This is a genomic window from Streptomyces sp. NPDC033131 (genome assembly GCF_055578365.1).
In genome coordinates this window covers 1-12,779 of the sequence record NZ_JBVIPA010000018.1, presented here as the reverse complement: position 1 = coordinate 12,779, position 12,779 = coordinate 1, and the positions used below count along the sequence as shown (strand labels likewise).

General features: G+C 68.3%; 9 protein-coding genes and 3 pseudogenes. 9 read left to right on the top strand and 3 right to left on the bottom strand.

From position 1 onward, the window contains the following. Nucleotides 1-690 precede the first annotated feature (690 nt). A pseudogene (locus ACZ5XS_RS23015) lies at nucleotides 691-897 on the bottom strand (transposase); the annotation flags it as partial. Nucleotides 898-951: 54 nt separating this feature from the next. On the opposite strand from ACZ5XS_RS23015, the pseudogene ACZ5XS_RS23010 reads away from it, so the two are divergent. From ACZ5XS_RS23010 to ACZ5XS_RS23000, 3 genes and pseudogenes are all read left to right on the top strand, one after another. Continuing rightward, a pseudogene (locus ACZ5XS_RS23010) lies at nucleotides 952-1,632 on the top strand (response regulator transcription factor). Further along, complete coding sequence (locus ACZ5XS_RS23005; protein WP_468654099.1) at nucleotides 1,622-2,869, top strand: sensor histidine kinase; 1,248 nt, start codon at nucleotides 1,622-1,624, stop codon at nucleotides 2,867-2,869. Before ACZ5XS_RS23010 ends, ACZ5XS_RS23005 begins: the two are co-directional and overlap by 11 nt. A gap of 219 nt (nucleotides 2,870-3,088) precedes the next feature. Next, nucleotides 3,089-4,279 (top strand): hypothetical protein, encoded by a 1,191-nt coding sequence (locus ACZ5XS_RS23000; RefSeq protein WP_468654097.1) that lies wholly within the window; start codon nucleotides 3,089-3,091, stop codon nucleotides 4,277-4,279. Here ACZ5XS_RS23000 and ACZ5XS_RS22995 read toward each other — a convergent pair. Together ACZ5XS_RS22995 and ACZ5XS_RS22990 are read right to left on the bottom strand one after the other, a co-directional pair. After that, a complete protein-coding gene (locus tag ACZ5XS_RS22995) occupies nucleotides 4,195-4,470 on the bottom strand; it encodes a cupin domain-containing protein (RefSeq protein ID WP_468654095.1) in 276 nt (91 codons plus the stop codon). The two genes, ACZ5XS_RS23000 and ACZ5XS_RS22995, sit on opposite strands and share 85 nt — an antisense overlap. Before the next feature lie 99 nt (nucleotides 4,471-4,569). Further along, nucleotides 4,570-4,866: pseudogene (locus ACZ5XS_RS22990) on the bottom strand (aminotransferase class III-fold pyridoxal phosphate-dependent enzyme); the annotation flags it as partial. An 889-nt stretch (nucleotides 4,867-5,755) separates the two neighbouring features. Between ACZ5XS_RS22990 and ACZ5XS_RS22985 the strand changes: the two are divergent. The 6 genes from ACZ5XS_RS22985 to ACZ5XS_RS22960 form a co-directional block, all read left to right on the top strand. Beyond that, complete coding sequence (locus tag ACZ5XS_RS22985) at nucleotides 5,756-6,943, top strand: branched-chain amino acid ABC transporter substrate-binding protein (RefSeq protein WP_468654093.1); 1,188 nt, start codon at nucleotides 5,756-5,758, stop codon at nucleotides 6,941-6,943. A gap of 22 nt (nucleotides 6,944-6,965) precedes the next feature. Beyond that, on the top strand, nucleotides 6,966-7,712 hold the full coding sequence (locus tag ACZ5XS_RS22980; RefSeq protein WP_468654091.1) for a branched-chain amino acid ABC transporter permease: 747 nt from the start codon (nucleotides 6,966-6,968) through the stop codon (nucleotides 7,710-7,712). 5 nt (nucleotides 7,713-7,717) lie between these two features. Next, nucleotides 7,718-9,550 (top strand): branched-chain amino acid ABC transporter ATP-binding protein/permease, encoded by a 1,833-nt coding sequence (locus ACZ5XS_RS22975; protein WP_468654089.1) that lies wholly within the window; start codon nucleotides 7,718-7,720, stop codon nucleotides 9,548-9,550. Nucleotide 9,551: 1 nt separating this feature from the next. Then, nucleotides 9,552-10,307, top strand: coding sequence for an ABC transporter ATP-binding protein (locus ACZ5XS_RS22970; protein ID WP_468654087.1), 756 nt, complete (start codon nucleotides 9,552-9,554; stop codon nucleotides 10,305-10,307). A 239-nt stretch (nucleotides 10,308-10,546) separates the two neighbouring features. Continuing rightward, complete coding sequence (locus ACZ5XS_RS22965) at nucleotides 10,547-11,998, top strand: amino acid permease (protein ID WP_468654086.1); 1,452 nt, start codon at nucleotides 10,547-10,549, stop codon at nucleotides 11,996-11,998. 78 nt (nucleotides 11,999-12,076) lie between these two features. Beyond that, nucleotides 12,077-12,779: hypothetical protein (locus tag ACZ5XS_RS22960; protein ID WP_468654084.1), on the top strand; the 703-nt coding region annotated here is incomplete at its 3' end.

Genomic DNA, 12,779 nt, shown 5'->3' with positions numbered 1-12,779 from the left:
AACCGACAAGGACCGTTCAAGGCCGACATAGGTACATACGCCTGACCTGCAAGAACGGCGTGAATCGGCACTGATCGGCAAGGACCGCCAAGATCCTCAAAGGACTCATAATCCGTCGGCCGTGGGTTCGAGTCCCACCCGCCCCACCTGCGCAGGTCTCTGACCTGCGGAAACGTTCCTTGTGGGGTGCCGGGGCGTCAACTTCGGCTGAACGGACCGAATCCGCTGCTCGCGAGTTCGGAATGTCGTGGGTCCCGCGCTTTTCGGACGTTCCTTCACGCCTCTGACCTGCGGTGGAACAGGTAATCAAGATTCTTGTCGGCCTCTGGGGCTGCTGAGGCGGGGCTCGAAGCCAAGGTCCAGGGACCAGACAGGGATCAAGACGGCGGCGAGATGTCGCGTGTGTGGGATCCAGGCCCGGCCACTCCCATTCGCTGGCTGTGGGCCGTCGTCTGCAGTGCGTCCGGGCGGGTACCGCGCGCACCGGGTGTAGCGGACGCTGGTTCGTCTTTGTGGTGTCAGTGGTGGGGCGGCGGGTGTCGCTGATGTTGTGGCCGATCGGCGATCCGGGTATTGAGGGTCCGATGCGCCGGAGGATGGTGGTCGCCTTTGCCGCTCAGTGATCGTGGTGCCGGCGAGCAAGCTGGACTGTCCGGAAACGGCCCGAACAGAAAACGGCCCTGTGTGGGGTCACACAGCGGGTTGTGACTGCAGACGGTCGACGATGGGGTGGAGAAGGTCCTTGGCGAGGAGTTCGACGCCCATGTATCTCTGGGCCTCGGTCCACTCGTCGTTCTGCTCGGCCAGCACCGCGCGGACGAGGCGGATCAGGGCGGTGCGGTCGGGGAAGATCCCGGCCACGTCCCCGCGTCGGCGGATCTCCTTGTTGAGCCGCTCCCCGCGCGACCGCTTCGGCTTGTCACCGCCGGGCGCTCCCGTAGTGTGAGCCGTATGCGCGTGCTGGTCGTCGAGGACGAGGAGCGGTTCGCCGCGGGGCTCAGGGGTGTGCTGGAGGCCGAAGGCTCGCCGTGGACGTCGCCCTCGACGGGGTCGATGGACTGTGGATGGCACGTGAGAACGCGTACGACGCGATCGTCCTCGACATCATGCTGCCGCGCCTCAACGGCTACCGGATCTGCCGGGAGTTGCGCGGTGAGGGCGACTGGACGCCGATCCTCATGCCCACCGCCAAGGAGGGCGAGTGGGACGAGATCGAGGGCCTCGACACCGGCGCCGACGACTACCTCACCAAGCCCGTGTCGTACGCGGTGCTGCTCGCCCGGCTGCGGGTGCTGATGCGGCGCGAGACGCGCCAGCGGCCGGCCGTGCTGGCCGTGGGCGACCTGCGCCTCGACCCGGCCGCGCGCACGGTCACCCGAGCCGGTCGCCAAGTCGAGGTCACCGCACGGGAGCTGGCCGTACTGGAGTTCTTGATGCGGCGGGCGGGCGAGGCCGTGACCAAGCGGACGATCCTCGACCACGTGTGGGGCGGGCGACGACTTCGAGGGCGATCCGAACATCGTCGAGGTGTACGTGCGGCGGCTGCGCAACAAGGTCGACCGCCCCTTCGGGCGGGAGTCGCTGAGGACGCTGCGGGGGCACGGCCATCGGCTGGTGCCGGATGGCGGGTGAGCCGGCCGGCCGTGGGGGCGGGGCGCGGTTGCGGGCCGTTCGGGTGCGGACCACTCTCATCGCCGTACTGGCCGTCGCTCTCGCCCTGGTCGCCGGGGGTGCCGCACTGGTGCTGGGGCTGCGGGCCGAGCTGAGCAACGACGTACGCGATGCCGCGCGGTCCCGTGCCCGGGGAGTGGCTCGGGTGATCGAGGCAGGCCGAGGGGTGCCCGCCGTCACCGTCGCCGACCCGGACGAGGAGTTCCTGCAGGTCGTCGATGCGGAGGGGACCGTCGTCGCGGCGAGTTCGAACGTCGAGGGAGCGCCGGCGCTGGCCCGGCTGCGGCCCGGCGGCAGCACCGAGGTCGACACCCCGCTCGACGAGGACCCGTTCCTGGTGGTGGCGGTCGGGGCGCGGGACGGCGAGCGGCGGCTGACCGTCCTGGACGGCCGTACGCCCGCCGGGGTCGCCGAGGCCACATCGACAGTCACGCGGATGCTGCTCATCGGCCTGCCGGCGCTGCTGGTCCTGGCGGCCTCCGCGACCTGGATGGCCGTGGGCCGGACGCTGAGGCGGGTCGCACGCGCCGAGATGGCGCAGCGGCGCTTCATCTCGGACGCCTCCCACGAACTGCGCTCGCCCGTCGCCACGGTCCGGCAGCACGCCGAGGTGGCCCTCGCCCATCCGGCGCGTGCGGACGCCGGGACGCTGGCCGGGACGGTGCTCGACGAGGCCGTACGCATGCAGCGCCTCGTGGACGACCTGCTGCTGCTCGCCCACGCCGACGAGAACACGATCCGGCCACGGCGGCGCCCCGTCGACCTCGACGACCTTGCCTTCGAGGAGGCCCGGCGGTTGCGGGAGCGAGGTGGTGGGCTGCGGATCGACAGCGGCGAGGTGTCGGCGGGGCGGGTCCTTGGCGACACGGACGCGCTGCGCCGAGTGGTGCGCAACCTCGGCGAGAACGTGGCCCGCCACGCCCGCTCCCGGGTCGCCCTGGCGCTCGGAACCGTCGGCGGAGTCGTACGCCTGGACGTGGACGACGACGGGCCCGGGGTGCCGGAGGGGGAGCGCGGGCGGATCTTCGAACGTTTCGTACGCCTGGATGAGGCCCGCGCCAGGGGAGAGGGAGGAGCCGGGCTGGGCCTGGCGATCGTGGCGGAGCTGGTGGCCGCGCACGGAGGAACAGTGGCGGTGGGGACGGCGCCGGGGCTGGGCGGGGCGAGGTTCACGGTGACATTGGCCAGCGCCCCCTAGAGGCGCGGGGCTGCGACACTGTGGGGCTCCTCCCCCACTCTCGGCTTCGCTCGAGCGGGGGGACCCCCATCATGGGCGCGACCAGCCACATCGAACCCGCGGTCGCCGGCCGACCGAAGCCCCGCCCGGATCGCTGACAATGCGTTCAGGTGTGTTCAGCGTCCGTTCAGTGAGGGCGCGGGACCCTCGGGGCAGGCCACACGCCCAAAGGAGGGCGCCATGAACACCCACCGCCGAATCCTGCTGACCGGAGCCTCCGTGACCGCCGCCGCGCTGCTGGCCGGCGCGTGTTCCGCGGACGGGGGCGGGACGGCCGGCCAGACCGAGCCGAGTGCCTGCGTTCACGTCCTCGACGCGAGCACGGGCAGGACCGGCTCCTCCTGCCTGCCCACGGCGCCCGCGAAGGACCGGGTCGACCTCACCGAGCCGCGCTTCACCCACCCGACCCGGATCACCAACCCGCTCCACCCCACCAGCGAGATCACGCAGACCATCATGGGCGGACAGGTGGACGGCAAACCCTTCCGTACCGAGGTCAGTCTGCTTCCCGGCACGAAGACCATCGAGGTGGACGGCAAGCCGGTCGAGGCCCGCATCAGCCGGTACGCCGCGTTCTCCGGCGGCCGGATCCACGAGGTCGCCCTCGACTGGTACGCACAGGCCGACGACGGTTCCGTCTGGTACCTCGGCGAGGACGTCTTCAACTACGACAACGGGGTCCTCGCCGACACCGAGGGCACCTGGCAGGCGGGCCGCGACAACGCACCGGCCGCGATGATCATGCCGGCGGACCCGGAGAAGGGTGACGTCTACCGCCCCGAGAACCTTCCGGAGATCGTCTTCGAGGAGGTCACCGTCCAGGCCGTGGACCACACGGGCGACGGACCGTACAGCAAGATCAAAGGCGCGATGACCGTCCGCGAGCTGCACATGGACGGCTCGACCGAGGAGAAGGTGTTCGCGCCGGGGTACGGGGAGTTCTCGACCGGTACGAAGGGCGCCGACTTGGAGGCGGTGTCGCTCGCGGTGCCCACCGATGCGAAGCCCGGCCCGCTGCCGGCCCGGCTGACCGCCCTGGACCGCGCGGCCGTTGCCGCCCACGAGTCGCCCAGGGCCACCGCCGTCCGACGGACGTGGTGCACCCGCCTGCGCGCCTCGATCAGCGGGCCGCTCGGACCGTCGGCCAGTGCTGGGTGGAAGCCGTCACGGGGGCAGTCCTCCGTCGCGGCGGAGACGGGCGGGGGCGGCACTGAAGGTTGTGAGGTCATGGGGATCATCCTCGAGATCGGGGGAGGGAACACGCCCTATCGGCCTGGTGTGGCGCTCTACCTGAGCTCAACTTCGACGAAGCGGAATTCGTACCCGTTCACGTTGACGAGGTTGTGCGCGACACCGGCAGACCGCGCGTAGGAAACGCCTGCGTGCATCTCTATTTCGCGTTCCCCTGCCGGTTCCTCCACGCGCACCGTTCCAGTGATCAAGGGAACCACCACATAGTCGTGTGCATGAACGTGATGGCCCGTCTCGGCGCCCGGGGCGAAGCACCACTCCGTGACGACGACTCGATCCGTATCAATCTGAACAGTTGACTTCGCTTTCACGCGTAACAACCTTCATCTTCCACTGGTCCACCAGGCCATCCGCGCCCTGATGCACGACACGGCCGAACGAGCCGGACCGGCCTGGAGCCACTTTCCGGGTCACAGTCGCGAGAAGGCTTCCTCGACGATGTCGAGGCCCTCGTCGAGCAGCTCCTCGCCGACCACCAGCGGCGGCAGGAGGCGCAGCACATTGCCGTACGCACCGGCGGTGAGGACCACCACCAGGCCCTCGGCGTGGCAGGCCTTGGCCAGCGCGCCAGTGGCGGCCGCATCGGGGTTCTTGGTGCCGGGCTCGACCAGCTCGATGGCGATCATCGCGCCCCGGCCGCGGACGTCGCCGACCATCTCGTACCTCTCCTGGATCGCCCGCAGCCGGCCCAGCACGAGCTCGCCGATAGTCGATCAGCGAGTTGCCGTCCACGTCCTCCAGCACGCCGCCACCGGCGCGCGTGACGAACACCGGCAGCGTCACGCCGACGCCGTTGGTGACCGCCGCCGACTTCCGGGCCGGCAGCTGCTGCGACTTCGGACCGGAATGGACGTGACGAGTCGGCGCTCCTGGACAAGTTCGCTCATGACGGGCGTACTCCTTCTCCGTGCGGTGTTCGTGCCGTGGATTTCCCGCAGGCTAAGCGGAGTTCGGATGGGTCCGCGCACTCCGACAGGGCGCAGCGGCGACGTCTTCTTCGACGCGGCGGACGGTTCCATTGGGTGCCGACGCGTGCGGGTACGAATGCGAGGGACCTGGCACAACCGCTCGGCGCCAAAGCGGCGTTGGTGGTCGGCGGCGAACGGGAAGCGGTTCACCCCAAACCCGCTGGTCCAGCCGCTGGAAACACCGCGCTGAACGCCTGCGACGGCGACCGACGCCGACTCTCCACAGCGCGTCGGCAACCCCAACCGCCCTGGTCGCACTGACTTTTGACCGACCTCAGCCATGCCCCGGCGACGGCCTCTTCCGCCACGCACGGACTCTGCCCGGTTCGCAAGCGCCGCTTCGGACAATTGACGGATGGTTGTCGTACGCGATGGAGCATGTACGAATTGAAAATTCCTCCCTAGCCTTCGCTCGTTTAGGTTTCCCGAGAATCTCCGCACCCTTGGTCAGAAGAATCCGAACGATTTAAAACCCCTGTTGTGCAAAGCGTTTTGGAAATCTACCGTCTGTGCCCACGTAGCCCGGAGGTATCGGCCTACCCGCCGGCGGAGATGCTTCATTGCCTCCCAGTGCGACCACATAGAGATACCTGCATGTAGCAGGAATCCAGCTCTAGGAGGCATTCCAGTGATTTACAACCGGTACAGATTTATTGGCTCCGGCGTCGCACTGACCAGTGTCGCGCTGGTCTCCGCCTGTGGTGGCAACAGTGCGTCAGGCGGCGACAGCGGGACCGGCGCGATCAAGATAGGTGTGGTCGCGCCGCTGTCCGGGGACTCCGCCTCCGCCGGCACGGACATCGTGAACGCCGCCAAGCTCGCGGCCAAGGAGATCAACAAGAACGGCGGCCTGCTCGGCGGCCGGAAGGTCGAGCTCGTGGTCGTCGACGACGCCTGCGACGCGCAGACCGGCACCGCCGCGATGCAGAAGCTGATGTCGCAGAACGTGGTGGCCGTGGCGGGCGGCTACTGTTCCGGTGCCGCCATCGCCGAGACCGTGATCACCGACAAACGCAACGTCCCCTTCATCGCCGACGCGCAGACGAACGTGCAGATCACCGACCGCGGCCTCAAGCACGTCTTCCGCACCATCGGCCGTGACGACAAGCAGGGCGAGTTCGCCGCGAAGTACCTGGTGGAGTCCCTCAAGGCGAAGAACGTCGCGATCATCCACGACAACACGGCCTACGCGAAGGGCCTCGCCGAGGCGGCCAGGAGCAGCCTCGGAAAGCTCGGCGGCAAGGACGTCTTCTTCGACGCCATCACCCCGGGCGCCAAGGACTTCACCTCCTTCCTGACCAAGGTGAAGAGCACCGATCCCCAGGCGATCTACTTCACCGGCTACTTCGCCGACGCCGGCCTGGTGCTCAAGCAGGCGCGTGAGCTGGGCATCACGGTCCCGATCATCGGCGGCGACGCGACCCAGGACGCGACCGTCATCAAGACCGCCGGCTCGGCCTCCGAGGGCTTCGCCACCACGACCGCCCCGCTGCCCTCCTTCATCAGCTCGGCCGCCGGGTTCGTCACCGCGTACAAGAAGGCGTACGACACCGACGCGGGTCCGTTCGCGCCCTACGAGTACGACGCGATCAAGGTGATCGCCGACGCCATCGGGCGGGCGAAGTCCGCCGACTCGCAGAAGATCACCGACGCGCTGCACGCCACCAAGGACTACGCGGGCATCACCGGCACGATCAACTTCGAGCCGAACGGCGACCGGAAGAACGCGGTCTATGTGACCGCCGTCGTCAAGGACTCCAAGTTCGTCCCCGGCAAGACCCTCGACGCCTCGGGCGCGTGGGTCGACGCGGGCTGACCGGGCCGGCACACAGACCGACATGAACGAATTCCTCCAGTACACGCTCAACGGCCTGACGGTCGGGGCGTTCTACGCGCTGGTCGCGTTGGGCTACACGATGGTGTACGGGATCATCCGGCTCATCAACTTCGCCCACGGCGACTTCTTCATGGTGGGCGGCTTCCTCGCACTGGGAGTGCTCAGCCTGCTGGCGAACGGCGGCATGCCGGCCGGTGTCCTCGTCGTGGTCGCGCTCGTCGCGGCCACGGCGGTCACCGGCGCACTCGGTGTGGCTTCCGCCCGTATCGTCTACCTGCCCCTGCTCAAGGCCCCGCAACTGTCGCTGCTGGTCTCCGCCCTCGGACTGTCGCTCGCCGTCGAGTACGGCACCGCGCTGTCGCAGGGCACCGGCTTCAAGAGCGTCCCGCACATCGGCTTCCTCTCCGCCGAGAACGCGATCCAGCTGACCGACAGCGTCCGGCTGACCTACGCCCAGCTGGGCATCTTCGGTGTCAGCGTGGTGCTGATGGCCGCGCTGTTCTTCTTCGTGCAGCGCACCGTCACCGGCACCACGATGCGCACCCTGGCGATGGACCAGGACGCCGCACGGCTGATGGGCATCAACGTCGAGCGCACCATCCTGCTGATCATCGGGCTGCTGGAGTCCTACGCCACCGGCTATGTGTCCGGGCGGTGGACCGACGTGGTCGTCTTCGGCACGCTCATCGCCGTACTCGTCGTGCGACCGAGCGGTCTGCTCGGCGAGCGCGTGGCAGAAAGGGTGTGACAACGATGCGTGGACTTCTGGACTCACCACGGTTCAAGCTGCCCTCCCTCGCCGTGTTCGCCGTGATCCTCCTCGCCTTCCCCAATCTCGCGGGTGACTACTGGACCGACGTCGGCGTCAAGGTGCTGCTGTACGTCGTCCTCGGCTTCGGCATCAATGTCGTGGTCGGCTACGCGGGCCTGCTCGACCTCGGCTACTCGGCGTTCTTCGCCATCGGCGGCTACACCACGGCCATCCTGGTCGGCAACTACGACGTCAACTGGTGGCTCACCCTGCCGATAGCGATGCTGGTCGCCGCCATGGGCGGCTTCATCATCGGCTACCCGACGCTGCGGCTGCGCAGCGACTACCTGGCGGTCGTCACCCTCGGTTTCGGCGAGATCGTCCGGGTCACCGCCCAGAACCTGGAGTTCACCGGCGGGCCGGAGGGAGTCATCATCCCCTCCCGCCCGGTGCTCTTCGGCTACTCCTTCGACGACACGCTCAGCATGTACTACCTCGTGCTGGCGATCGCCGTCGTCGTGGGTCTGGGCGTCACCAGCCTCACCCGCTCGAAGATCGGCCGCGCCTGGGAGAGCGTCCGTGAGGACGAGAAGGTCGCCGAGGCGGTGGGCGTGCCCTCCATCCGGGTCAAGGCGCTCGCCTACATCGTCGGCGGCGTGATCGCCGGCCTGGCGGGGGCCTTCTTCGCCACCTACATCGGCATCGTCAACCCGACCAGCTTCACCTTCCTCACCTCGGTGCTGATCCTCCTGGTGGTCCTCATCGGCGGACGCGGCAGCCTGGTCGGGGTGTTCCTCGGCGCGCTCGTCGTCCAGGGCATGCCGGAAGTGCTGCGGGGCATCGGCGACGAGTGGCGGATCTTCCTGTTCGCCGTGCTCCTCATCGTCCTGATGTTCGTACGGCCGCTGGGCCTGTGGCCCGCGCGCACCCGGCGCGGGGCGCGGCTCGCCGACTCCGCGCAGGAACCGCCGCTGCCGCAGACCGCCGTGACACCGGGCGAGCCGCTGCTCGAAGTACGCGGCCTGACCATGCGGTTCGGCGGGCTGATGGCGCTCGACGACGTGGCCTTCACCGTTGGACGCGGCGAGGTCCTCGGCGTCATCGGACCCAACGGCGCGGGCAAGACCACCGTGTTCAACTGTGTGACGGGCGTGGTCGAGCCGACCTCCGGAGAAGTCCTCCTGGGCGGTGAGTCGCTGGTCGGGCGTCGTCCCCACGAGGTCGTACAGCGGGGCATGGCCCGCACCTTCCAGGGTGCGCGGCTCTTCGGCGACATGAGCGTCGTCGAGAACGTCCTCGTCGGCATGACCTCGCGGCTGAAGAGCGGCGTACTGACCTCACTGCTGCGGCTGCCCGCCCAGCGCCAGGAGGAACAGCGCGCCGGTCGCGAGGCCCGCTACTGGCTGGAGTTCGTGGGCCTGTCCGACAAGGCCACACGCCTCGCACGCGAGCTGTCGTACGGTGATCAACGCCGCCTCGACATCGCCCGCGCACTGGCGAGTAATCCGCTGGTGCTGCTCCTGGACGAGCCCGCCGCCGGAATGAACCCCAGCGAGAAGACCGAACTCATGGAACTCGTCGCCCGGATTCGGGACCGGGGCGTCACCGTCGTACTCATCGAACACGACATGGCCTTCGTCATGGGACTGTGCGAACGGGTGCTGGTCATCGAGACCGGTACGCGGCTCACCGAGGGACTGCCGGCCGAGGTGCAGCAGGACCCCCGCGTCATCGAGGCCTACCTCGGGGTGGACGAGGACGACGATGAAGACGCCGAGGGCGCCGGCATCGGCCCCGGCGAGTCCACCGCCCCGACTCTCGCGAAGGGCCACTGAGATGGCATTGCTCGAAGTCATGGACCTGGATGCCTCCTACGGAGCGATCGAGGCTCTGTCCGGTGTCTCCCTGCGGGTGGAGCCGGGAGAGATCGTGGCGATCCTCGGCGCGAACGGCGCCGGCAAGACGACTCTGCTGCGCACCCTCACCGGGCTGCACCGGGCGAAGGCGGGCAAGGTCCTGCTCGACGGCAAGGACATCACCCGTACACCGGCGCATGACGTCGTGGGCATGGGCTTCGGCCATGTGCCGGAAGGGCGCCGGGTGTTCGCCGCGCTCGAAGTCGACACGAATCTGACGATGGGCGGCTACCTGTCCCGCAAGGACACCGCGGCACTGGCTCAGCGACGACAGCAGGTGTACGAGCTGTTCCCGCGTCTCGCCGAGCGGCGCGACCAGCTCGCGGGCACACTGTCCGGCGGCGAGCAGCAGATGCTCGCGATCGGCAGGGCATTGATGAACGCACCGCGGTTCCTCGCCCTGGACGAACCGTCGCTCGGTCTGTCCCCGCTGTTCACCCGCAACATCTTCAAGATCGTGCGGCAGATCCGGGACCAGGGCACGGCGGTCCTCCTCGTCGAGCAGAACGCCCGCCAGGCGCTACGACTCGCCGACCGGGCCTACGTGCTGGAGACCGGCCGGGTCGCACTGGAGGGTCCGGCCGCGGAACTGGCCGCCGATCCGCGGGTGAAGGCCGCCTACCTCGGCGGCTCCGCGGAAGTCCCGCCGCAGGACGCGGTCGTCGACAGCGCCTGACCAAAAGCGCCGGGAACCCCGCCGGGGTTCCCGGCGCCTCTCATACCGGGCCGGCTACTGGTGCTGCGGCACTGAGGCACTGCGGCCCCCTGACCTGCGGTAGCGCTTCTGGGAACCGCCAGTCCGTTTCTCGAAGCGCACACGCACAGCCGCGTCCCGGCTCATCCCCCGTCCCCAATTTTCAGGTCGGACGGACGAAAACCCCTGGGATCTCCGAACCCCTTACGTCAAGGATGTTCATGAGTACGACGAACGGCAAGAGAGCCCTGTCGCCTGGCACCCGCGAGCAGACTCATCGCTCGGACGGTCTGCAGGCTGGACTCAAGAACCGCCATCTGTCCATGATCGCCATTGGCGGGATCATCGGTGCCGGCCTCTTCGTGGGCTCTGCCTCGGGCATCGCCAAGGCCGGACCCGGCATTCTGCTGTCGTACGCCCTGGTCGGTGCGTTGGTCGTCTGCGTGATGCGGATGCTTGGCGAGATGTCCGTGGCCAACCCCACCTCCGGCTCTTTCTCCGCCTACGCCGACCGGGCGCTCGGCCGCTGGGCCGGGTTCTCGATCGGCTGGCTGTACTGGTTCTTCTGGGTCGTGGTGCTCGCTGTCGAGGCGACCGCGGGTGCCGTAATCCTCGAAGGATGGATACCGGCCCTCCCGCAGTGGGCCTGGGCACTCGTCGTGATGGTCGTTCTCACCGCCACGAACCTGGCATCGGTCGGCTCCTTCGGTGAATTCGAGTTCTGGTTCGCGGGCATCAAGGTCGTCGCCATAGCGGGTTTCGTCGTCATCGGCGGACTGGCGGCCTTCGGTGTACTGCCCGGCTCGGACAATCCGGGGGACGGCTTCGCCAACCTCACCGCGCACGGCGGTTTTCTGCCCAACGGCGCTGACGCGATCCTCTCCGGCATGCTGTTGGTCGTCTTCTCCTTCATGGGCAGCGAGATCGTCACCCTCGCCGCAGGTGAGTCCGAGAACCCGCAGCGTGCGGTCACCAGGGCCATCAGCAGCGTGATCCGGCGGGTCGGCTTCTTCTACCTGGGATCGATCCTCGTCGTGGTCTGTCTGTTGCCGTGGAATGATCCGGCGATCGCCGAAAAGGGCTCGTACGTCGCTGCCCTGGACGTGATCGGCATCCCGCACGCCAGCCAGGTCATGAACGCCGTCGTGCTCACCGCTGTCCTTTCCTGTCTCAACTCCGGTCTCTACACCGCCTCCCGGATGGCCTTCTCGCTCGGCCAGCGCGGCGACGCGCCCAGGGCCTTCGCGCGCACGACCATGCGGGGTGTCCCGCAGGCCGCGATCCTGGCCTCCGTCGCCTTCGGCTTCGTCGCCGTCACTTTCAACTACCTGTGGCCGGACACGGTCTTCCAGTTCCTGCTGAACTCCTCAGGCGCGATCGCGCTCTTCGTGTGGCTGGTCATCTGCTTCTCGCAACTGAGGATGCGGAGAATCATCCTCCGCGAGAACCCGGAGGGACTCCTGGTCCGGATGTGGCTGTTCCCGTACCTGACGTGGGCGGCCATCGCGATCATCACGTTCGTGCTCGGCTACATGCTCACCGACGACAGTGAGGGCGGTGGACGGATCCAGGTGCTGCTGTCGGTGCTGGTTGCCGTGCTGGTTTTGGCGGTCTCTCTGGTCCGCAGCGGTATCGGCCGAAACGCCAACGACGAAGTTGTCAGCCACTGGTAGGTGCCGACGTGCGTTCAGCGGAGCCCCGGATGCCGCGGCGTCGGTATTCGGAGCCCACTACAGGAAGAAAGCGATGGCATGGCCGCCTTCAGACGACGCAAAGGCAACTCTCCTCGCCTGGCCCCCGAACTCGACGACGTGGTCCTCGGCCGGGTCCGGCGGCGCCTTGGCATCAGCTGGGCCCGCGGCGAACTCGACACCACGGTCATCGCACTGATGGAGAAGGTGATCCTGGACGCAGGGCAGGACTGGGACCGTAAGGCGCACCGCCTCGGAGTGCTCGCCGACGCAGCCGGGCGGGCACTGCCACAGATCTGGCTGCGTCAATCCCCGCAGGACCCAGGAGCACTCCTGCTCCACGCCTGGTCGGAGGTGACGCACGCGCGGGCGCAGGCAACGCACGTGGACCTGAGCAGCATCCGGGAGACCTGCTTGCGCGCGGCCGAGCTGATACCCGCCGACCCCACTCCCTGGACCGTGCTCCTGGCCGCGATGAGATGTGAGCAGGAGCCTTACGGCGAGGTGGGGCCGGTCTGGCGGGAGATCAAGGCCCGGGATCCGTGGAATCGGGAGGCGCATCTTCAGGCCTTGGGCTATTTGTCACCGGACGAGTGCGGTTCCACCGGGCAGGTGCTGGACCTCCTCGACGGCATCCGTTCCGTGATGCCGGCCGGGGCTCCCACGGTCGGTTTGGAAGTCACCGCGTTCGTCCACGCCTACCAACGCGCCGTTTCCGCCGGCGGCATGGCGGCGCTGAACGCCGGGGACTACTGGAGACGAC

Excerpts from the sequence above, each read along its gene's own strand:
- ACZ5XS_RS23005 (WP_468654099.1), top strand. The coding sequence starts at position 1,622 with ATGGCGGGTGAGCCGGCCGGCCGTGGGGGCGGGGCGCGGTTGCGGGCC.
- ACZ5XS_RS22965 (WP_468654086.1), top strand. The coding sequence starts at position 10,547 with ATGAGTACGACGAACGGCAAGAGAGCCCTGTCGCCTGGCACCCGCGAG.
- ACZ5XS_RS23000 (WP_468654097.1), top strand. The coding sequence starts at position 3,089 with ATGAACACCCACCGCCGAATCCTGCTGACCGGAGCCTCCGTGACCGCC.
- ACZ5XS_RS22980 (WP_468654091.1), top strand. The coding sequence starts at position 6,966 with ATGAACGAATTCCTCCAGTACACGCTCAACGGCCTGACGGTCGGGGCG.
- ACZ5XS_RS22975 (WP_468654089.1), top strand. The coding sequence starts at position 7,718 with ATGCGTGGACTTCTGGACTCACCACGGTTCAAGCTGCCCTCCCTCGCC.
- ACZ5XS_RS22970 (WP_468654087.1), top strand. The coding sequence starts at position 9,552 with ATGGCATTGCTCGAAGTCATGGACCTGGATGCCTCCTACGGAGCGATC.